Raw genomic sequence first — 21,631 nt, 5'->3', positions numbered from 1 at the left:
ACAACACCGAAAGGACCGCCCCTGACCAACCGGAAACATCAACACGGGGTGGGGACTTTTACTTGGCCACCAGCGGGGACTTCATCTTGGCCATTGACAGCGGGTTCAGAAGCGGATGCTGAAGATCCAGATGGAAGCCAGCAAGACCAAGGAGTCAAGCATCGGCGAGGGAGGAAACCGATGATCTGGTACCCCATCGTGTATGACGGCCAGGAGTTCGAGTGACCAAAGGCGAAGGGCGAAGTCATACCGTTGACGATCAGTCGGGATGGTGAACTTCAGACGATGGATGTGGAGGTCGTTGCCCTCAGCCCCGGCTGGAGCCGCCACAGTTCGAGGATCCAAGATTTTTTGATGCTCGAAGGCAAGCGGACGCAGCGGCTGGCGCCACGATCCCCATCGATATCGTGAAGTACGAAGAGCTGAAGGCCGCGGCTGCACAAGGTGCGACGATCGCAGCGGTTGCTGCCAAGCGGGAACGCGAGCAGAAGATCACCGATGCGATCACGCAGGGCCATCTGGCTCCCGGCGGACGCTGACAAGTGGCGGACGCTGCTGGAGCAGTCTCCAGAGGCCGCGAAGGTGCTCGCTTCGATGCCGGTAACCATCCCGGTAACGGAGATCGGCCACAGCGAACCTGGCACCGATGGCGCCGCGGAGGAGCCTACGGACTGGATCCGCTAGAACTTACGGATCAGCAGCTTTCGGGCCCTCCTGTCCCTGTGGGCAGCTGCTCGATCCGTAACCGTCGCACCCTGGCCACGCCCTCCTATGCGGAGCGCTGGGATGCGACATCAGGAGCGCAACGCAGCTGGTGGAACAGCCGCGGATCGCTCCGAACATCCGGCTCCGGTAGTCACTGCGCGGACTCCCATCCTGGCGTGGTAGCTATCGGAGACGGATTACGTTGCAGTGCAACGCATTTTGGCTTTCTGGAGCCTGAAGCGATGGCGCGATAGGCCTATTTGCGCCTCTGAACTGGGGATTTACCGGAGGGGGGCACCTCATCAGCGGTACGTGTCCATTTTTTTGTTGCGCGCTCCACGGGCCCAAGCTGCCGTCAGAGTGTGACTAAGTTGGAGATATCGTTTTTGTCTGCGAGCTGAAAGCGGAGGCCCATTCCAGTAGCTGCTCGGACTCGGCTGGCGGCCTGGGCGGCAGCTGACTTTTCTGGAAGCGTCAGAACCGACACAATTGCAACCTCTTTGTCGTCAATCAGGACAATGCGGATCTTGGTGTGGTTGATTCCAGATTTTTGCAACGCGTGATGCACAAGCTTCCGATCGCGATTAATGAGCGACTGTGCCCGGGCATAGTCGTCGTCGTCGTCGGCAGTGCGGGACGCGGACGAGGACGGGACTGCCTGAACTCGTTCCATCCGGTCCATCCGGTAAAGGATCTCGCGCAGAGCATCGTCTTTGTCGAACTTCGGAGGCTCCGGCTGCTGTTCGACTCTTGACTTCGCGGCCTCGACATCTGCGACGAACTCTTCCCAGGACCACTCGAATCGCGCTTCGACAGCACTCCAGTCTGTCGAAGCGACTGCGCTTATCGACTGGAGGAGCTTTCGGACACCTTCTTTGTAAGGTTCATTCTGCTTCTGCAGCATCACACCCTGGAACTGCCGAATGGGCCCGCCGATCTCGAAGAAGTCGTTGAAGTTCACCAGCACCGGAACCACGAGCGAGAGACTATTGTCGAAACGCTTCGACAGTGCGCCAGCTTCGAAATTTAGCCAGGGCTTGTCTTGGTTCTCCGTGGTAACGACGATGATGCCGAAGTCGCTGCCGTTAAGTTGGTCTTCGATGTCCTTCAGCGCGCGGGATCCCGCTGCGACATCGATATCCGACATCCACGGCTGGACCCGATCGAACATCTTCGGTAGCCACAGTCGGAGAACTTTCGTGATCTCCCGCGATAGGTCGCCCGACCAGCTGATGAAGATCTTTACGTCGTCTGCCACGAGCGGCAGACTAGCAGGACTGAGCGGTGCGATCGGGGTGCTTGGCGGTCACCAGTTGGCGTCGATCCGGATCCGCAATCGAGTGGATCCGGATCGAGGTCGGCTCAGCCTAGAAATCGCTGCTCGATTCCTTCGGCCGCGGCGTCGGCTTCCTCCGGAGAAGGGCCACGACCGATGATGCAGCTTCCTTGTTGATGATGATGTTCATTGCTGTCAGGGACTCCGCGAGGCGAAGTTTAGTAGGCCCCGACGCATCAACGATCCAAAGATCTCCGAGATAACGGACGATTAGGCCGGGGTAGAACTTCGGCACTGGTGAGTAATCAGGCATCGGGGCCTCCGACCTGTCGCGGCACTCCGCGATCGTCGCGGACCCATCGGTAACCTGCTTCGTCCGTGAAGGAAATCTCCGCGGCGAGGCGTACCCCGGCAGTCTTGTGATAGCCCATAATTGCCATTTGGGAGGGCGACAAGGTGGAGCGCCATTCGTCTGTGAGCAGCCCCTGCAAAGCATCGTTCACCACAGACTGCAGTGGCGGGCCAAGTGTGCTCTGGATGGTTCCGCGCATTTGGTTCTGCAGGTGTTGCTGCTGAAAGCCCTGCAGGCCGCCCATTGCTCCTATGCCGCCCATCGGTGACTTCCGCATCTGCTTAGCCATCGTCTCGCTGAGTACGTCAGCGACGATCTTCGAGACGTTCACATCTGCACCCAGGCTCCTGTTCGCTTGCTCGCATCCATCAGCGACTTCGTTTCCATCGGAATCAACCGCGTGTACGCGAACGCTGACTTCTCCAATTGGAGCAGTGCTGTGGTTGACCGCTCGCACGAAGAAAACGTCTTCTCCCAGCAACCTGTTTGTATCTATACCTACGATCACCTTGCGCGCCTGGGCCGCGATCCGATCTTTCTCCGCTCGTAACAAAGTCGCCATCTGCGCTTCGTAACGCTCGCGGTCCTCGCGAGCGAGATCGTCTCGTTGATCGCGATCCGTCCGCGCGCGTTTCGGTTCGATCACGAGCGCTGCGAACAGTGCGACGATCACACCGATGGCGGTAGCGACGTATCCAACGATGGTGACCACGGCCACGGCGATTTCAAGTCCTGTCATCTTCCCCTCCCGAGTTGGCTAACCCTCCGAACAGGACAATAACGGCGCGGACCGACAAATTTTCGCCCTCTCAACTACCGCCAAAAATTGACACTGGCGGTGTTGTGGACGTTGAACGATCTGGCAGGGGGAACGGTGCCCGGCCTCGACGAGGTGGGCGCTGCATTGGATTTCCGCGAGAGGGGGAAGGTGTGAGTGTTCACTATCCGCGCCGACTGGCGTGGGCATATCTGTCCAGACGCCGACGACGATTCCCGGCAGTTCGGAAAGGCTCGACACGTGGCTAGACGCAAGACGACTTTGACAGTTCTTCGCACCGAAAAACTCACGCCGCACATGCAGCGGGTCTACCTCGGTGATCCGGGATTCGACAACTTCCAACCGGTGGACTTCACCGATTCCTACGTGAAGCTGATCTTCGGTCCTGAGGGCGATGAGGTGCTGCGCATGTACACCGTTGTTCCGTCGACACCGACGCGTAGGAAATCGCAATCGATTGCGTCGTGCACGGTGACGAAGGTGTTGCCGGTCCGTGGGCGGCGTCCGCGAAACGGTGCGAATTCGTCGTCGCCTGACTGCGTCCCGAGCACGACGCCAGCATCGATGATGCCTTCGATGCGAACAGCCTGCAGGTAACGTCGGCTTCATGATCGTCTGGCTCAACGGCACGCACGGTGCTGGGAAGACGACCACCAGCCATCGCCTGCAGCAGCGTTTGCCTGATTCGCGTGTGTTCGACGCAGAGAAGGTCGGCGAGACGTTGATGGACATCTCGCCGGGCCTCCCCGCGACCGATAATTTTCAGCATTGGCCGCCGTGGCGTCCGCTTGTCGTCGAAACAGCTCGCCGGGTACTCGAATACACGGGTGGGACCCTGATCGTGCCGATAACCTTCCTCATCGAGAAGTACTGGCGTGAGATCAGCGACGGACTCGCGGAGCACGGGATTGCTGTCCAACACTTTGTTCTGCACACCGATGAAACAACTCTTCGACGGCGGATCGAGAACGACCAAGTGATGGGTCCGTCGACCTTTCGCTATGCCTATGTGGACCCGTACTTCGAAGCGGCGGACGCGTGGCTGCACGACGTAGCGACGGTGGTCGATACAACTCACCGCCATCCCGACGCGGTTGCTACTACATCTCGGACGCACTGCAGTCGCGGCAGTAACTAGCCGTCTTGCAAGCGAGCCATTCAGTCCGAGGTTGCGACGGCAGGCCGCGGTCAGGCGGCCAGCGAGTAGCCCTCACCCTCTGGCGTCCGCAGAATTTCCCGCCACTGGCGACGGTTGGCGTCGGCGGTGTCGGCGTTCTCTGCCGCTCCTACCGTTTCAACCAACACTTGCAGCGCTCGGCTCGCCGGTATCAGTCCAACCTTCTCGCGATGGGAGAAGGCGGTGAGTTCCGCTCGCGCACGGTCGGCGGAGTAGCCACACAGCCGAACGAGGGTACGAACGTTGTCATCGATGTAGTCGGCTCGAGCATCGGACATGGGTCACCTCTTTCGGTTGGGAACATCGATTGTCCGACGGTCGGCTTGTGAAAGTACACAGTTGCGATCGTTGTGATTCGTACTCCGAAGCGAGTCATTCGCTCGAATGACAACCAAAAAAGTGCCGCGCGATTGGTTCACCTCATGTTCGTGTCCTGTTGTCCTGGCGGTGATCTCGCGAATGCTGCGAGATCACGATCAGGTGGGCACACTGGGAACCGGAGGGCCGAAGCCGTCTCGCGACTTGTCGGGTCAAGCGTTTACTATGTGCAAGGCAAGAGCAGCCGTCAGCGCAGACGTGCCTCGAGTCCATCTCTGACATCTCAATCGATTCTCGAGTTCGGTCTCTGACGGGGGAAACAGCGCTATGCGGATCACAGTGTTCGGCACCGGTTATCTCGGTGCCACCCATGCGGCATGCATGGCCGAGTTGGGGCACGAGGTGCTCGGCGTCGATGTCGACCCGGCCAAGCTGGCCAAGCTCGAAGCCGGCGAGGTCCCGTTCTACGAGCCGGGACTCGAAGAGGTCCTGCAGCGAAACATTGCCGCCGGACGACTTCGCTTCACCTCCTCCTACGAAGAGGCCGCCGAGTTCGCCGAGGTGCACTTCCTCGGGGTGGGCACTCCGCAGAAGAAGGGCGAGTTCGCGGCGGACATGATCTACGTCGACTCCGTCATCGAGACTCTCGCGCCGCTGCTCACCAAGCCGGCCGTCATCTTCGGCAAGTCGACCGTTCCCGTAGGCACCGCCGCCCGCCTTGGAACGCTGGCCAGGGAACTTGCACCCGCAGGCAACGACGTCGAGATCGCGTGGAACCCGGAGTTCCTGCGTGAGGGCTACGCGGTCAAGGACACCCTGCACCCGGATCGTCTGGTCCTCGGAGTCGACCGCGACCGACCGGGCCGGGCCGAGGCCCTGGCTCGTGAGGTCTACGCGCAGCTTCTCGACGAGGAGATCCCGTTCCTGGTCACCGACCTGGCGACGGCGGAGCTGGTCAAGGCCTCGGCCAACGCCTTCCTCGCCACCAAGATTTCCTTCATCAATGCCATCGCCGAGGTCTGTGAAGCATCTGGCGCCGACGTCAAGATCCTGGCCGACGCTATCGGCCACGACGACCGGATCGGCCGCAAGTTTCTCAACGCCGGTATCGGCTTCGGCGGGGGCTGTCTGCCGAAGGACATCCGGGCGTTCATGGCGCGCGCCGGCGAGCTAGGCGCTGACCAGGCGCTCACCTTTCTCCGTGAGGTCGACAACATCAACATGCGACGCCGTACTCGGATGGTCGAGCTGGCTCGTGAGGCGTGCGGTTCTCTGCTCGGAGCCCGGGTCGGTGTCCTGGGCGCGGCGTTCAAGCCGGATTCCGACGATGTCCGTGACTCGCCGGCACTGAACGTCGCGGGTCAGATCCAGCTCCAGGGTGCTGCGGTCAACGTGTACGACCCCAAGGCCATGGACAACTCGCGGGCGCTGTTCCCCACTCTCGGCTACAGCGCCTCGGCGTTGGAGGCATGTAAAGGCGCCGATGTGGTGCTGGTGCTGACGGAGTGGAAAGAGTTCAAGGCCCTCAAGCCTGCGGACCTCGACGGCGTGGTTCGGGCGAAAACCTTGATAGATGGGCGCAACTGCCTCGACCCGATCGAGTGGCGCGCAGCGGGGTGGACGTACCGGGGGCTTGGAAGGCCATGATGTCCGCCAAGCCCGTTCTCGGTATCAGTGCAGGTAAAACTGCTGTAAGTCAGCCAGAAGAAAACTCGGGTCATTCACTTGGATTAAAGAATGCCCGCCGGCGTTTGTAGCCCGTCCGAGAAACAGGCAGAATGACCGTTTGAGTTTGTAAGTGAGTCGCCAAGGCGGTTTCGACGTCGGCATTGTTTTGCCGTGTTAAGACCGATCGACCTTGCTTGTTTCCTGGGTGTTAACGCTCGCGCCGACGAAGTCGCGACTGTGAAGTGGCACAATCAAAGTGCTTGGAGCGCAGTGTCTTTCGATCAATCTAGGGATTGTAGGATCACGCTGTAACGAAAGTTGAACGTTCTTCGATGCAGTCTTCGTCGGGATTTCTCACATGAATGCCCTCGTGGCAGATTGTGAGTGTGGTAAACCAAGTGGGTCGGGCGTAATGATTCTGTGATGTGACCCACTTGGAGAGTCACGTTTCCCCCGGCGTGCGAAAATTTGAACGCTCGAGCAGTTCGGGCCATTGGACCGATTTCTTCACGTCAGCGCAGATGTGAGTGGAGAAGGTTCGCACATTCGAACCATGGACCGACGGCCGAAAGCTGCCGGAGCAGCGAAGGAGGGGGAGTCGGTGGCAACACTGGGATCGGTGCAGCAGACTCCACAGACCAAGGTCGTCGAGAAGAGCACTTGGCGGGTGCGCCGGCTTACTTCTCGTCGCGTGTGGGAGCACCAGTACATCGACAGGCTCAGAGTCTCCGATGTCATAGTCATCGTGTTGTCCGTCGCACTCGCCCAGATGATTCGCTTCGGCGAGCTGCAGAGCGACGGACTCACCGCAACTCTTAGCTACACCGGCGTCTCGCTCGTACTCGCTGGGCTGTGGATCGCGTTCCTCGCGATCTTCCGGACCCGATCTCCGCGCGTCATCGGCAACGGGGCGGAGGAGTACCGCCGCATCGTCTCTGCCACCTTCCGCCTCTTCGGCGTGATTGCGATCCTGTCCCTGCTCCTCAAGGTCGACATCGCTCGGCTGTACCTGGCCATTGCACTTCCTGTCGGACTGCTCGGTCTCCTCGTCAGCCGCTGGCTCTGGCGCAAGGTTGTCTCCAAGCAACGCGGCAAGGGCAAGTATCAGACTGCTGTTCTCATCGTCGGTAGCCGCAAGGCAGCCGTGTCCATGGCCAAGCAGTTCGAGCGCTCGCCGTCATCCGGTTACAGCGTCGTCGGCATGTGTCTCCCCGGGTTCGAACCGAAACGCGACGCAGTCTCGGTCGAGGGGTACGAGATCCCAGTGCTCGGCGACGAGCACAGCGTGATCGAGGCAATTGAGCTCTCCGGCGCCGACACCGTGGCGGTCACCGCTACCGAGCACCTCGGGAACAAGGGCATTCGCAAGATGGTCTGGGATCTGGAGAAGAAGAACGTCGACCTCGTGGTCGCACCTGGCGTCGTCGATGTCGCCGGCCCGCGTCTGGTGATGCGCCCGGTGGCCGGCTTCCCGTTGATCCACGTGGAGAAGCCTCAGTACAACGGTGCAACGCGCTTCAGCAAGACTGCCTTCGACTTCATCTTCGCGAGTGCAGTTCTGCTCGTGATCGCACCGATCTTGCTGATCGCCGCGCTGGCCGTGAAGCTGACGAGTCGGGGACCGGTGTTCTACAAGTCCGAGCGGATGGGCATCGACGGCAAGCCGTTCGCGATGATCAAGTTCCGCAGCATGGTGCAGAATGCCGACAAGCAGGTGGACGCACTCCTTGCGCAGAACGAGAGCGAAGGCGGCGTGCTGTTCAAGATGCGTGACGACCCACGCATCACCAAGGTTGGCAAGTTCATGCGTCGCTTCAGCATCGATGAGCTGCCGCAGTTCCTCAACGTACTGAGGCGCGAGATGAGCGTTGTCGGTCCTCGACCGCCGCTGCGACGCGAGGTGGAGACGTACGACGGAGAAGTCCGACGACGTCTCCTAGTTAAGCCCGGTATCACCGGACTTTGGCAAGTTAGCGGTCGTTCCGACCTCTCGTGGGAAGAAACCGTTCGGCTCGACCTTTCATACGTAGAGAACTGGTCCATGGTCGGGGACCTGCTCATCATCGCCAAAACCATCAAAGCTGTTGCTGGAAGCGATGGAGCTTACTGATGATGAATGCGACCACGCACTCGGCCGGGAAATTAAGGTACACAGGAAGCGCAGAAGTCTCATGAACAGCTACTTAGGCGTTCAAGATGACGCGGAAACCACTCGGCCGGGTGCTCGATCGACATCGCCAAAAACGGTACAGGTCGTGCATTTTGGGCCGCAGGGGGAAATGCCTGGCGGAATAGCGCAAGTAATCAATTCCTACTGTACTTGGAAATTCGAGACTGTCGAAGTGTCCGGCGTTCGGACAACCTATGGCAAACGAAACCGCAAAGACCCCATCCGATTCGCTGCGAGTGTCCGTCGGCTAATGGCTTTGCGATTAAAAAAAAAGAGAAGCCTTGCAATTTTCCATATGTCGCAACGAGGATCGTTCGTCCGAGAAGGTTCCCTAGTGATCCTCTCAAGAGCCCTGGGAATTCCGACTGCGGTACAACTTCACGGCAGCGAGTTTCCTGCGCACGCTGATCGACATCCACGAACTACAGCATGGGTACTAACAAGTGCCCACGCTGTATTCACACTGACGGACAAAACATCCTCCGCCATAAAATCTGTTGTGCGGTCGCCGCAAGATGTCCGTGTAATCCAGATCAAGAACGCCGTAGAAATCGGTGAACGTCCGTGTGGCACTACGCGAACAAACAGCATAGTTATGGCCGGCGAGCTTGGGCGGCGGAAAGGGGTTGACGTAGCGATCCGTGCGTGGCGTCAGCTTGGCGAATGTACTGATGGATGGGTATTGCAGTTGATCGGTCCCAGACAGAGCGATATTTCAGAATGGCCTGATCTACCCAGGCTCGAATACGCAGGCGTTGAGAGCCATCAGCGTCTCATGGACCGCCTCTGCAAGACCAAAATTGCGCTTCTTCCAGCCCGGCACGAAGCCATGCCTATGTTCATACTGGAAGCTATGGCCGCGGGTTGCGCGATAATCTCCACACCTGTGGGGCAAATACCGGAAGTAGTGACCGCAGACGTAGGAATACTTGTTGGCACCGACGACGCAACCGCGCTTGCGGACGCAATACAAATGCTGATAGCGGATGAAAGCCGCTTGTCATCCATGTCGCGCTCTTCGATAGGCAAAATCGAAGCGAGCTATTCATCCGAGAAAATGGCGCAAAAATTAGAGCTTGAGTGGCTAGCCATAATAAACGCTTTTGGAAAATGAGGGATCGCAATGTCGGACATTTTCGGAATAAGAAATGGAAGCCGGGCAATTCTTTGCGCCTCCACGGGCGGGCATTTGCAGCAGCTCCATAAGCTTAGTCAGCAAATGGGTATTGCTCCAAAACCCTTGTGGATTACGTTCAGTAACGCTCAGTCGAATTCATTGCTCGCAGGCGAACGGGTCGAGTACATCCCATATATCGCTTCAAGAGACTTTGCTACGGCACTTCGTTCATCGCCACATATTGCGCGAATAATGGCTAGAGAGAGATTCGATGTCGCAGTAAGTACTGGGGCCGCAATCGCGGGCGTGGCCCTGCCTGTCGCAAAGGCGCTCAGAAAAGATTCTGTCTATATTGAAAGTGTCGCTAGGTTCGACGGACCTTCTCTGACGGGAAAGTCGCTCAGATTCATTCCGGGGATAAGGCGATTTACTCAGCATCCATCGTGGGCGAACGAGGATTGGACATACGAGACGTCGGTTCTAAACAGTTACGCTGCGAAATTATCGCCAACTGCTGACGGCATCGTCAAGCAAGTCTTCGTTACCCTGGGAACAATCAAGCCTTATAGATTCGATTCCCTTGTAGAGAGGGTCAAGAACATCGTACCGAGCGGCACACGTATTGTCTGGCAACTTGGCGCGACCGACCGCTCAGACCTTCCAGGGGTCGTGCATACGTCTATGCCGATTGAACACTTTGATCGGTTGGTGATGGAATCTGACGTGATCATTACGCATGCCGGAGTAGGGTCAGCGATCCGAATCTTGGATTCAGGAAAGTGTCCAGTCATGGTTCCCCGTAGGAGGTCAAGAGGTGAGCACATCGATGACCACCAGGTTCAGATAAGCAGTCGGCTATCAGGACTCGGGCTCGTTGTCGAAGCGGATGCGTGTGCGATAACTTTCAGCGATCTCCAGACCGCCGCCGCCACACGCGTTAGTCAGGATAGGAAATGACGAAAGCAAGCGGTGAAGATGTGCAGGACGCCACAATGAGGATCAACTCTCGCCTGGACTACGAGCTATTCCTGAAGCAAGACGCATCGGCACTTGGAGTACCCCATTCAATCAAACAGAAGATACTGAGGACATTGGGACTAAAACATGAAATCTGGGAGTACCAAGTCCGCTTGCGTAGGGTGGAGTATATTCTCAACTGCAATAGGTCGACGGTTCGATTGCTAATAGCGAAATATCGACTCCGGTCAGCAGGAATAAGACTTGGCTTCTCGATCCCGCCAAATACCTTCGGACCAGGTCTTTCCATCGCCCATCGTGGAGACATAATTGTCAATTCACACGCACGGATTGGTAGCAATTGCCGAGTCCATGCTGGTGTGAACATCGGCACGGCAGCGGGCGAAGCAGACGCTACTCCCGTAATCGGTAACAATTGCTACTTGGGACCCGGTGCGAAACTATTCGGTCGGATTACGATTGGTGAAGCAACCGCTGTCGGTGCTAATGCCGTCGTCAATCGAAGCTTTCCAGATGGCGGCTGCACACTGGGTGGTGTGCCGGCTCGCGTGATTGGAGCAAAGAGTGCTCGCGGATTGCATGTAAACGCAGCATCTGAGTTCAAGGCTGCATCTACAAACGCGGCCACCCGTAATAAAGCTGCGCCAACAGTGATCTCCCCGGTCACTGATTGCGAGGATTAAGGATGTACATCAACGAGATTGATGGAATTTCTGTGGTGATCCCGACTACCGGGCGCGCGACCTTAAAACGCGCAGTAGACAGTGTGTTGAGGCAAAGCGTCGAAAATATCGAAGTTCTCGTCGTTATGAATGGTCGGGACGCACTTCCAGACTTTCACTACGACGAGCGCGTGAAGATTGTACGTAACCCTCCTGGGTCTGGAGCCAATCATGCGAGGCAGACGGGGATAACGAGGGCTCTATATAGTTTTACCGCTCTTCTCGACGATGACGACTTTTGGCTTCCTGATAAGCTTATGCACCAGATTGAGTTCATGAAATCCGTTAGCGCAAAACGTGGCCTGTGCGTGATCGCAACAGCACTGTCCGACAGCGTTAAGATGGACAAGAACTCGATATGGCCGAGAGACAGATTTGCACGGGAGGTAACCGACGTTCAAGACTATCTGTTTCAACGGTCAACTTTATGGTCGGCGCGCCGACAGTTGCAGTCATCAACGCTGCTGTTTAGCACTTCTCTAGCAACTGAGGTGCCGTTTGACCGCAAAACTCGCCTACATCAGGATTGGCAGTGGCTTCTCCAAGTCGAATCGAAACTACAGCCAACGATCGCCATCTCGAGCAGAGTTTCAGTTATCTGCGACAAGGCCAGTACAGGTATTACGGCACAAACCAAATGGTCTGACAGCATGGTGTGGGCCGAAAATAACTTGGACTGCGGTCGGAAATCTTATGGTGATTTCATTCTTGGTGTCCCTTTGCGGTTCGCGATGAAAGCAGGGAGCTTCGACGGTATAGTTTTATGCCTCAGACACGGAATGGGAGCCAAATACTCAGCTCCAGCGCTTGCATATGGCCTCCTGGCGACGGCTGTTTTCCTTCTCCGAAAGCTAGCGAGTACCCTCAACGCTACCGTCAGACGGCTTATGCTCCAAAAACGCGGGACAGCAAACTGATGCGTGGTCAATTCGCAACGTTGCTGCTGTCCCGAGCCTTCGCAAGTGTCTCACAAGCTGTTTGTATTATACTTCTGGCGCGCTGGACTGATCCAAAGACGTTCGGGTACGTGAGTGTGGCAATCGGTGTGGGTGTGGTTTTGGTCGCTATAGCCGACCTTGGTGTTGGAACTTATGTGCTCCGTGCTCGTTCTGTGGACGAACTAAAGGGATCCATCGCAGCTGCGCTCCGGTTGAACCTGTATACAAGTGCTTTAATAGTCACAGTAGCAACTTGCCTTATCCTAATCTCAGCTGTAGTGATCGATGATGTATTCTACGCACTTATTCCAATCTCGATCTGGGTTGCAGCCGAAAAGAATGCCGACATTTGGCTCAATCTCTCTGTTGCCGATAATAAGGCAGGGCATGCGGCTTTTGCGATTGTAGTTCGTCGACTGAGTGCACTTGTCCTGTTTATAATTTTGGACCTGCTCCGTGTGAATCCTGTCGTCTCCTTCAGCGCCTCCCTTGCGGCAGGTGGTCTACTCGGCCTGGTTGTATCACGATATTTGGTTACGGTCGACCCGTGCGATTTAAGCACCACAAAATCAGTTCTGTTGCGGACATGGCCGTATTGGGTTACCAATTTGACAAGTCAGATGCGGAATCTTGACGTTGTTATTGTCGGTATCTTTGCGTCAGCGTCGTCGGCTGGAATTTATGCCTCCGCGGTCCGTCTTACAAATCCAATATTGTTGTTTACGGGATCTTTGACCTCAGTGCTGTTGCCGAATGTATCGCGAGCTGATTTGAAAACAGTAAAATCTTATAATCGCCGCCTTCTGGTCTCGATCTTGGTGCTTGTACCCGTTTTTTTCGTTGTTGGTCTGCCAATTTCGACGGTTGGTGTTCTGCTGTTAGGTGATGAATTTCAGTCGGCACGATTTGCGATTTATGTAATGCTCATTTCTATGATATTCATCGGTGCAAGTCCTGCCTGCGCGAGCATTCTTCAAGGACTTGACGACGCAAGGTATTGCGCCAGGAATGGATTGATATTTGTACCGGTCATCTTCATCGGTGTCGCAATTGGAGGGTTGTGGGCGGGGGCGCTAGGAGCGAGCCTAGGAATAGGTTTGGCTTTCGGGCTTAAATTCATGTCGCTTGAAGTCCGCACTCTTCTAATTATTTCGAGATGTACGCGGCGCGATAAGCGTATTGAGGCTGCAATGAGCCAAAGCCAATCGACATAGGAGGTACGAACGCGTGAAGACTCCTTCGCATGGGCAGAAGCTTGCTAGAGTTTCCTTAGCTCTGGTCGTCTTCGGATCAGCATTGTATCCAAAGCAATACGGGGTTTACCTTGTCCTGCTTGGGCTCCTGGGGCTACTTCTTTTAGTCGGCGACGCGCAGCTACGGACGAAAAGGGTCGTGCCCGTAACGGCGGCACTGCTCTTGGCCTACCTCTTCATTTCGTGCCTTTGGAGCTCCGATTTCCGTTTTAGCCTTGTGAGTGCCATCGTGTACTCCGCGATTGCTCTATCTGCTTACCTGGCTGCGTGGAAGTTCACCTGGGCTACGCTAATTCGCGGCGCGTCGCTCGCGCTTCGTGCAGCGATAGTTGTCAGCTGGGTGTTGGTGGCTTTTGATGTCCGTTCGTCGTACTCAATTGCGTCTGACGTTGGATTTGCAATTAATGGTCTTTATGTACATTCGAATCAGTTCGCGACAGTGTGTGTTCTTGGGATTGTGACGTTTGTGACCGAATGGCGCTTGAAGCTAGTCGGAAAACTTTCGGGGGTTGGCTGGGTAGTTGTCGGCATCGCGACTCTGTGGTTCACTGACTCCCGCACGGGGTTAGTAGTAGCCGTGTTTGCAGGTGTGTCCGGCATCTTGCTAGTGACGTTGGGCAGATCTCGCATGTCATCGAGCTCGTTATCTGTCGTGTCGGTTGTGGCTCTAGCTGGATCTGTCTGGCTAGTACTGATGACCCCGCTGTCAGAAGTATCAGTGGCGCTCGGCCGAAGTTCGGATCTCACTGGCCGAACTGAGATCTGGACTGCAGTAATTCGCGAAATTGGTAGAGGGCCATGGTTCGGGACCGGCTTCATGGCAGCCTGGAGAAGCAACAATCCCGCTACACAGAGGATTTGGCATGATATAGGTTTCCACGCTGGACATGCACACAATGGCTACTTGGATCTGGTACTACAACTTGGTGTTGTGGGAACCTTCCTTGTGATGATCATCCTAATCTGGATGGTGGTTTCATCAGTTGCAATGTTTTCTGACACTAAGAGTGCTTACTACGGCTGGGTTTTTGCTATTTCGGTTTCGCAGCTCGTCTATAACATAACGGAAACTAGAATTACCTTTGGAGTTGTGTGGTTTCTAATATTTCTTGGCTATTTCAAGCTGCAATTTGAGACTACTTCGCGGCGTGGGTGTGAAGACCGCCCCGTGGGTGATGACAAGGTTCGCGCGCAGCGCCGAAGGGGAGTTGTTCGATGACTGTTTTGGCCGAGAGTAGAAATAAGGTGCTTGCTGGGTTGCGCTTTATTTTTATTAGCAGAAGTAGTCAAAGCTCCTCGCAATCGGGTGTCGGACGGAGGCTACCGTGGCCCGATATCGCCCGCGGTATCGCGATTATTCTGGTCGTACTACATCACACGATCCAGTGGTTACTGCTCGAGCAAGCCACTGATCCCGTCTGGTCAGCGGTCACGGAGTTTCTTCGAACGATGCGAATGCCGCTGTTCTTCTGCATTTCTGGAATATTTGCCGCATCTTGGATCAGTAGGAAGTCGTGGCGTGAACTCATCGCGCATAAGTTACTACTGCTATTCTGGGTCTACATTACTTGGTGCACAATCCGTTGGCTTTACTTTCTAATAGCGCCGCGACGGGGAACGCCAGAACCGTTCTATTTCTCTCGGCTTCTGGCGGCGCCTTTCTGGCCGACTAATGAGTTGTGGTTCTTGTACGCTTTAATTGTGTTCTTTGTGTTCGCTAAGTTGTTCTATCGGATTCCGATGGTGAATTTCGTGTTGGCTTTTTTGGCCTCAGCAGTAGCTCTTTCTGGTCTCATTCATTTTCCGAATGGTGCAGTCGAAGGGGTTTGCTCGTACTACTTACTGTTCCTCGTAGGTCTCTATGGGCGAGAATTTATTCTAAATTGGGTTCCAAGGATGCGATTGCTTGCTTTATTACTACTTTGTACGTTATGGTTTGGTTCGTATCTCCTGGTTCATTTGTTGAGCATACAGGCCTTTCCTGGGATCGGTGTGATTTTGCGTCTATTCGGTTTGTCAACGGGCCTTCTTTTGGCGCATGCTGTTGGTCGTGTTCGTGGAACAAGTTGGCTTTCTTGGATGGGTAGGAATACGCTCCCAGTTTATGTATGTCACGTGTTATGGATTGTTCCCCTTGTCGTCCTCGTGGGGTTGGTCTCGCCCGGTCCATCTGCGCCGATAGCCTATTTTTATCCGCTCGTCATTTGCTTCGTAGCGATTGCAGGTTCATTGCTAATTTGGTTGTTGACGCGAAAGTTGGGTTTGAATTTCTTATATTTTCCGCCAAAATTTGTCGGGCGTTTGCTGTCAAACCGGCTGCGTCTGGGTCGTGGAAAAGATTCGAGTTTGCATCCGGAAGTTTAGAGCCCGTGTCTCAGAGGTTTGTTAATCTAGGCTCAAGATTGTTTGGCTGATCATTGATGTATACGGTTCTAAGGATGAGTTCGTAACCCTCGTGTGCTGCGGCAAACGACCAGCTGACGGAAGTGGGCCCATTCGAGTCGATACCAACGGCGTCGGCTCTGAATACTCGGGCGTAGTACCCAGTCGCGTATGGTAGTAGCTCTGTTGGTTGGAGCGAGGTGCACCATGTCGTGTTCTGGGAAGATGGTGGGGCGACGGATCTGAACAATCTTGCGCTCGTCTGCCGGCGGTGTCATCGGATGATCCACCACGAGGGATGGCAAGTGGTGATAGGTAAGGACGGTCATCCGTACTCGATTCCGCCGACTGCTGCGGACCCGAAGCGAACGCCGATACCCAGCTTCCATCGAAGGCGAAAACGCAGCGCCTGAACACCATTGACCGTTCTGGCCCGAAGCGGTCCCCGGGCGGACAAGTCACACCACACCCGACGACCGGAGCAACTCCCCGAGCGCCGGTGAGATCTTCTGCCCGTATTCGATTGTCATGTGCGCAGAATCGGACTTCATCGGCGTAGTGCCGACGAACGACGGGCAGAAATCGTCGGGAGTACAGAACAGCGCACGGCTGTCGACATGCACCCCACCGACCCGCGCCGCCAAGTTGATCTCCGCCCGATTACGCGCCCGCCACGTGTCGGTCACCCGGCTGATGCAATCCGCCGGCACACTCGTACGCGTATAGCAGTCACTCGCCTTCTTGTCGTTAGGCGGCGCCGACAAGAACACGATCTTGCCGACACTCGACTCGAACTGATCCGTCAAACGCTGCATCCCGGGAACCCACAACTTGGGCGACACATCGGTGTGCAGATTGGTGATGATCACGACGTCCGGACGGTCCTCGATGACAGCCCGAACCGCCGCATCCTTACGCCCCGGACACGCCTCGACCGTGGCGCCGTCGACCGTCGTCACCGCCATGTCCACGAACGCACACCCGAACATTGCCTCCGAGCGAACCTTCAACTCCCCGTTGCTTGCCTCGGCGAAGTTCCTGATCGACTGCACGTAGCTCATCGCCATCGAATCACCCAGCACCATGATGGATCTGGGAGCATTGGGCGAGCCCCACGTACACGTCGATGGATCCGGGGCGGCGGCGAGCCCGCATTCGACGATGTCCGTCGGCGCCTGCGCGCCGTCGATCGCATCATCCATCGACGGCACCAGATCGGGCCACTCGGACGCATTCACTGCTGCGTCGATCTCAGCGGCGAGTGCAGTCTGCGCCGGACCGAAAGGCACCGTCTCGGTGGACTCGACCGGCTGCGCGGCGACGACCGCTCGCGCGGGTGGGGCCGTGGGCGGCTCGATCGGCTGCAACGCGAACGCCCCGAACGCGGCCGTCATCAGAACAACGGCCCCCACGGCGGCGTAACGAGACGAGACAGACATGGGTTGCCTGCCGAGGCGATTCTTCTTCTTGCGCCGTGCCGCGGCCCGCACAGCACGGGGCTCGAGCAGCGTGGAGTGCCGAATCGGATTCTCGACAAAATGGTAGGAGAAGATCGACAGCCCGAAGGTCAACGCGAGCACGGTGACGTAGTAGTGGAAGGACGGATCCATAAGGGCGCCGAGGAAGATGATCAGCGGCCAGTGCCACAGATACAGTGAGTACGACAGGTCGCCGACGTAGACGCCTGTCTTCGTTGTCAGGACCGACGAATGCGGAACACTGCCGCCGATCCCCGCCGCAATGACGAGTGCCGCACCGAGAACTGGGATCGCAGCCAGCGGTGCCGGAAACGGGCCGGACTCCGAGATGACGAACACCCCGACGGCGATGACGGCAATCCCTGCCCATGTGAGGTAGGCGCTGACAGCGCGCGGAATTCTGGCGAGCACAGCGCTGCCGATCGCCAGCAAGGCTCCGACACCCAGCTCCCACACACGAGTAAACGTGGAGAAGTAGGCCCACGTCTGGTTGGTCGCGGTGTCGTGAACGGCCCACCCGAAGGAGACCACGACGATGGTGCCCATGACTGCAGCGGTGATCGCTCGCTTCGCTCGACCGGACAACGACCTGCGTGCGACCATCACGCCGATCAGCAACATGAGTGCCGGCCAGACGAAGTAGAACTGCTCTTCGATCGACAGTGACCAGTAGTGCTGCAGCGGAGAGATCGACGTATCGGCGTTGAAATAGTCGGTGCCCTTGATCGCGAAGCGCCAATTGGACGCGAAGAAGAACGCCCAGATCCCGTCGATGCCGATGGATTTCGCGCGCGCCTGGGAGAAGACCAACAGACCTACGATGCAACAGAATGCGACCACGACTGTCGCTATCGGCACGATCCTCCGGATGCGACGACGGTAGAACCCCGCGAACGAGATACTGCCGGTGCGGTCGAACTCCCGCAGCAGCAGGCCTGTGATGAGAAATCCGGAGATGACAAAGAAAACGTCGACTCCGATGAAACCGCCTGAAGGCCAGCCGAATAGGTGGTCGGCAATGACGAGCAGAACCGCGATGGCCCGCAACGTCTGGATATCGTGGCGCTTGGGCGATGCGGTAGATCGTCGCGTGCTGCGACGTCGGGTCTGCGATCCGTGCGCTATGGACATCGAGGACCCCTATTAGAATCCAGTGGTACCGGAGGTGAGAGAAAAGCGTAACCCGAGGTCTCTATTCACGTCGTCCGCGTGAAACATTCCCAATGACCGTTATTGCTCGGCAGTCACACTGGGGTGACAGAGTAGTGTCGTTCAACCCAAACCGGAGAACATATTCGTCGGGAAGAAGCCGGAAGATCGATTGATGGATGAGCTGAACTGATTGCGGCGCAGGTAATGTCGGATTTCAGTGAACAGTGCGCCAAGTCGAATTCGTTTGTACTCTTGGCGGACTGTCCACCCACGCTTTGAATGGAGCAGTGGTGAAAAAGGCTTTGATTACGGGGATCACCGGTCAAGACGGTTCGTATCTGGCGGAGCTCTTACTTGCGAAGGGTTACGAAGTACATGGACTCATAAGGCGGGCGTCGACATTCAACACAGCGCGTGTCGAACATCTGTATGTCGATCCGCACGAGACCGGTGCCAAGCTGTTCCTTCACTACGGCGATCTCAGTGACGGTGCCCGTCTGGTGACGCTCATGGCCGACATCAGGCCTGACGAGGTGTACAACCTCGCTGCGCAGTCGCACGTCCGAGTGAGTTTCGACGAGCCCGAGCACACCGGGGATACCACCGGAATCGGTTCGATTCGCCTGCTCGAGGCAGTGCGGTTGACGGGAGTGCAGTGTCGGTTCTACCAGGCGTCGAGCTCCGAGATGTTCGGTGCCAGCCCACCTCCGCAGAACGAAGAGACTCCCTTCTATCCACGTTCGCCGTACGGCGCGGCAAAGGTGTATTCGTACTGGGTCACCCGCAACTACCGCGAGGCGTACGGCATGTTCGCCGTCAATGGTGTGCTGTTCAACCATGAATCACCCAGACGTGGGGAAACTTTCGTGACCCGCAAGATCACACGCGCAGTGGCTCGGATCAAAGCCGGCGTCGAAGACTGCCTGTACATGGGCAATCTCGACGCGATCCGTGACTGGGGCTACGCGCCCGAATACGTAGAGGGCATGTGGCGCATGCTGCAAGCCGAGACACCTCAGGACTACGTGCTCGCCACCGGTGGAAACTACACCGTCCGAGATTTCCTCTCTGTTGCCTTCGAGCATGCCGGGCTCGACTGGCAGGAGCACGTCCGGTTCGACGACCGCTACCTCCGGCCTACCGAGGTGGACGCCCTCGTCGGCGACGCCAGCAAAGCCGAGAACGACCTCGGGTGGAAGGCATCGGTACACACTCCGGAGCTCGCGCGCATCATGGTCGACGCAGACATCGAGGCCCTGAACTGCGAGGGAAGGCCATGGATCGACACTCCCGTGCTGAAGGACTGGGCATGACGACCGTCGATATCGGCACCTGGAACACTCCGCTCGACCGGGATGCTCCCTTTTACGTCGCCGGCCATCACGGACTGGTGGGCTCGGCTATCTGGAGGCATCTGCAAGAGCGAGGTTTCACCGATCTCATCGGTCGAACCTCATCGGAGTTGGACCTTCGCCACAGGGAAGCGGTGTTCGAGTTCTTCGAACGGAACACTCCGTCGACTGTGGTGCTCGCGGCCGCCAAGGTCGGCGGAATTCTCGCCAACAGCACCTACCCCGTCGATTTCATCTCGTCGAACCTGCAGGTGCAGGTCAACGTACTCGACGCAGCGCTGGAGCACCGCGTCGAGCGAGTGTTGTTTCTCGGTTCGTCGTGTATCTATCCCAAGCTTGCACCGCAGCCGATTCGGGAGGAGTACCTCCTGACCGGACTGCTGGAGCCGACGAACGACGCATACGCGATCGCCAAGATCGCGGGCATACTTCATATTCAGTCGGTTCGAAAGCAATACGGATTACCGTGGATCTCGGCGATGCCGACGAATCTGTACGGACCGGGCGACAACTTTTCGCCCAAAGGCGCGCATGTTCTCCCGGCCCTTATCCGCCGATACGAGCAAGCGAGAACAAACGGCGACGAGGTCGTCACGAACTGGGGGACCGGATCGCCGATGCGGGAGTTCCTGCACGTCGACGACATGGCTTCGGCCTGCCTGCACCTACTCGACCACTACGACGGTCCACAGCAGGTGAACGTCGGAACCGGAGAAGATCAGACCATCAGGGAGATCGCGGAGATGGTTGCCGAGGAGATCGGTTACGAAGGCCGAATCGAATGGGACGCAAGCAAACCCGACGGCACACCTCGGAAGCTTCTCGACGTGTCCACCCTGAAGGCGTCGGGATGGAAGCCGTCGATTCCGCTGCGCGAGGGTATCGCTTCGACGATCGAGTGGTACCGCGCCAACATCGACCGTGTGCGTGAGTGATGGGGATTCGAGCTGTTCTGGCGGAGGATCTCGCCCAGGTGGTCCGCGATATCGTGCTCAACAGGTTCATCTCGAGCAGCGCGGTTCCGCGGCGCCTGCGTACGGTACTGCTGCGTCAGACCGGACACGACATCCATCCGACGGCCCGGTTCAACCCGCACACGTTTCTGGGGTCCTGGTCCGGTCTGACCATGGGTGAGAACACGTTCCTGAACTACAAATGCTTCCTCGATCTCGGTGCGCCCATTACTCTCGGCGACAATTCCGGTCTGGGGTACGAGTCGATGCTCATCACGTGCAGCCACGACGTGGGACCGGAGTGGCGGAGGTTCGGAAAGCCGGTCAACATGCCGATCGTCATCGGTGAGGGCGTCTGGATTGGATCGCGCGTCATGGTGCTTCCCGGCGTCACGATCGGCGACGGATGCGTGGTGGTGTCGGGCAGTGTGGTGACCTCCGACTGCGAGCCGAACAGTGTGTACGCCGGTGTTCCGGCGAAATTCAAGCGTCGATTGACCACCTCGGACGATATGCACGACGTATCGATTCAAGTCGGCGAACCTGATTCGACGGCCTGATCGGACGCGGTGTCGGGTTATCGGGTCCCATCTCGACAATAAAGGGGAAAGTGAATATCCAATACGTTGCGGCGCCTGAGGAATCGGACATTGCATAATCGGTGGCTTCGGCTATGTGCTGCGCGGCAACGGATCCGAGGATAGGCTCGCACGGAAAGCAAGTGGCGGGCGTGCGTTTCGCGGTGTCGATTGGGGTGGGCATTTGAGCGTCACGTATCGCGTAAATGTCGACGACTTTTCCGGGCCGGATTCGGGGAAATCCAGCTCCGAGAAAATTGACGTGACACAAGTCCGGGGGGATG

General features: G+C 57.1%; 18 protein-coding genes and 1 pseudogene. 15 read left to right on the top strand and 4 right to left on the bottom strand.

The window, feature by feature from the left end:
- Positions 1 to 407 precede the first annotated feature (407 nt).
- Positions 408 to 539 (top strand): hypothetical protein, encoded by a 132-nt coding sequence (locus CH292_RS29270; RefSeq protein ID WP_256977950.1) that lies wholly within the window; start codon positions 408 to 410, stop codon positions 537 to 539.
- Positions 540 to 1,060: 521 nt separating this feature from the next.
- On the opposite strand, the gene CH292_RS06010 is transcribed toward CH292_RS29270, so the two are convergent.
- Together CH292_RS06010 and CH292_RS06005 are read right to left on the bottom strand one after the other, a co-directional pair.
- Positions 1,061 to 1,963 (bottom strand): TIR domain-containing protein, encoded by a 903-nt coding sequence (locus tag CH292_RS06010; protein ID WP_179277919.1) that lies wholly within the window; start codon positions 1,961 to 1,963, stop codon positions 1,061 to 1,063.
- 323 nt (positions 1,964 to 2,286) lie between these two features.
- On the bottom strand, positions 2,287 to 3,072 hold the full coding sequence (locus CH292_RS06005; protein ID WP_094654250.1) for a hypothetical protein: 786 nt from the start codon (positions 3,070 to 3,072) through the stop codon (positions 2,287 to 2,289).
- Positions 3,073 to 3,351: 279 nt separating this feature from the next.
- On the opposite strand from CH292_RS06005, the pseudogene CH292_RS06000 reads away from it, so the two are divergent.
- A pseudogene (locus CH292_RS06000) lies at positions 3,352 to 3,620 on the top strand (siderophore-interacting protein); the annotation flags it as partial.
- A gap of 98 nt (positions 3,621 to 3,718) precedes the next feature.
- Positions 3,719 to 4,249 carry an AAA family ATPase gene (locus CH292_RS05995; protein WP_094654249.1) on the top strand — a complete coding sequence of 177 codons (531 nt, stop codon included), beginning with the start codon at positions 3,719 to 3,721 and terminating at the stop codon, positions 4,247 to 4,249.
- A 50-nt stretch (positions 4,250 to 4,299) separates the two neighbouring features.
- Here CH292_RS05995 and CH292_RS05990 read toward each other — a convergent pair whose 3' ends face one another.
- Positions 4,300 to 4,566 carry a hypothetical protein gene (locus CH292_RS05990; RefSeq protein ID WP_094654248.1) on the bottom strand — a complete coding sequence of 89 codons (267 nt, stop codon included), beginning with the start codon at positions 4,564 to 4,566 and terminating at the stop codon, positions 4,300 to 4,302.
- 367 nt (positions 4,567 to 4,933) lie between these two features.
- Between CH292_RS05990 and CH292_RS05985 the strand changes: the two genes are divergently transcribed.
- From CH292_RS05985 to CH292_RS05940, 9 genes are all read left to right on the top strand, one after another.
- Positions 4,934 to 6,253 (top strand): UDP-glucose/GDP-mannose dehydrogenase family protein, encoded by a 1,320-nt coding sequence (locus tag CH292_RS05985; protein ID WP_094654247.1) that lies wholly within the window; start codon positions 4,934 to 4,936, stop codon positions 6,251 to 6,253.
- A gap of 574 nt (positions 6,254 to 6,827) precedes the next feature.
- Positions 6,828 to 8,384 (top strand): sugar transferase, encoded by a 1,557-nt coding sequence (locus CH292_RS05980; RefSeq protein ID WP_094654246.1) that lies wholly within the window; start codon positions 6,828 to 6,830, stop codon positions 8,382 to 8,384.
- On the top strand, positions 8,371 to 9,558 hold the full coding sequence (locus tag CH292_RS29260; protein ID WP_094654245.1) for a glycosyltransferase family 4 protein: 1,188 nt from the start codon (positions 8,371 to 8,373) through the stop codon (positions 9,556 to 9,558). Before CH292_RS05980 ends, CH292_RS29260 begins: the two co-directional genes overlap by 14 nt.
- Before the next feature lie 9 nt (positions 9,559 to 9,567).
- The gene (locus CH292_RS29615) at positions 9,568 to 10,518 is read left to right on the top strand and encodes a glycosyltransferase (protein ID WP_094654244.1); all 951 of its coding nucleotides are present in this window, start codon (positions 9,568 to 9,570) and stop codon (positions 10,516 to 10,518) included.
- A gap of 706 nt (positions 10,519 to 11,224) precedes the next feature.
- Positions 11,225 to 12,178, top strand: a complete 954-nt coding sequence (locus tag CH292_RS05960) for a glycosyltransferase family A protein (protein WP_094654243.1) — start codon at positions 11,225 to 11,227, stop codon at positions 12,176 to 12,178.
- Positions 12,178 to 13,413 (top strand): lipopolysaccharide biosynthesis protein, encoded by a 1,236-nt coding sequence (locus CH292_RS05955; protein WP_179277917.1) that lies wholly within the window; start codon positions 12,178 to 12,180, stop codon positions 13,411 to 13,413. Before CH292_RS05960 ends, CH292_RS05955 begins: the two co-directional genes overlap by 1 nt.
- A 13-nt stretch (positions 13,414 to 13,426) precedes the next feature.
- Positions 13,427 to 14,671, top strand: coding sequence for an O-antigen ligase (locus tag CH292_RS05950; RefSeq protein WP_094654241.1), 1,245 nt, complete (start codon positions 13,427 to 13,429; stop codon positions 14,669 to 14,671).
- Positions 14,668 to 15,816: an acyltransferase family protein gene (locus tag CH292_RS05945; protein ID WP_094654240.1), complete on the top strand. Its 1,149-nt coding sequence runs from the start codon at positions 14,668 to 14,670 to the stop codon at positions 15,814 to 15,816. The genes CH292_RS05950 and CH292_RS05945 overlap by 4 nt, the downstream gene beginning before the upstream one ends.
- A gap of 218 nt (positions 15,817 to 16,034) precedes the next feature.
- Positions 16,035 to 16,247 (top strand): HNH endonuclease signature motif containing protein, encoded by a 213-nt coding sequence (locus CH292_RS05940; protein ID WP_094654239.1) that lies wholly within the window; start codon positions 16,035 to 16,037, stop codon positions 16,245 to 16,247.
- Between the two features lie 45 nt (positions 16,248 to 16,292).
- Here CH292_RS05940 and CH292_RS05935 read toward each other — a convergent pair whose 3' ends face one another.
- Entirely contained in the window at positions 16,293 to 18,443 is a 2,151-nt protein-coding gene (locus tag CH292_RS05935; protein ID WP_094654238.1) for an acyltransferase family protein, read from the bottom strand.
- Positions 18,444 to 18,754: 311 nt separating this feature from the next.
- Here CH292_RS05935 and gmd point away from each other — a divergent pair, with 311 nt between their 5' ends.
- The 3 genes from gmd to CH292_RS05920 are packed head-to-tail and all read left to right on the top strand — an operon-like array spanning position 18,755 to position 21,329.
- The gene (gene gmd / locus CH292_RS05930; protein ID WP_179277916.1) at positions 18,755 to 19,777 is read left to right on the top strand and encodes a GDP-mannose 4,6-dehydratase; all 1,023 of its coding nucleotides are present in this window, start codon (positions 18,755 to 18,757) and stop codon (positions 19,775 to 19,777) included.
- On the top strand, positions 19,774 to 20,751 hold the full coding sequence (locus CH292_RS05925) for a GDP-L-fucose synthase (protein ID WP_094654236.1): 978 nt from the start codon (positions 19,774 to 19,776) through the stop codon (positions 20,749 to 20,751). Before gmd ends, CH292_RS05925 begins: the two co-directional genes overlap by 4 nt.
- The gene (locus CH292_RS05920; protein ID WP_256977951.1) at positions 20,751 to 21,329 is read left to right on the top strand and encodes a DapH/DapD/GlmU-related protein; all 579 of its coding nucleotides are present in this window, start codon (positions 20,751 to 20,753) and stop codon (positions 21,327 to 21,329) included. Before CH292_RS05925 ends, CH292_RS05920 begins: the two co-directional genes overlap by 1 nt.
- The last annotated feature ends 302 nt before the right edge of the window (positions 21,330 to 21,631 follow it).

The sequence above is a fragment of the Rhodococcus sp. 14-2470-1a genome (genome assembly GCF_002259425.1).
Lineage (GTDB): Bacteria > Actinomycetota > Actinomycetes > Mycobacteriales > Mycobacteriaceae > Rhodococcoides > Rhodococcoides fascians_E.
The sequence above is the reverse complement of the archived record's forward strand: the minus strand, read 5'-3'. Positions and strand labels throughout refer to the sequence as shown.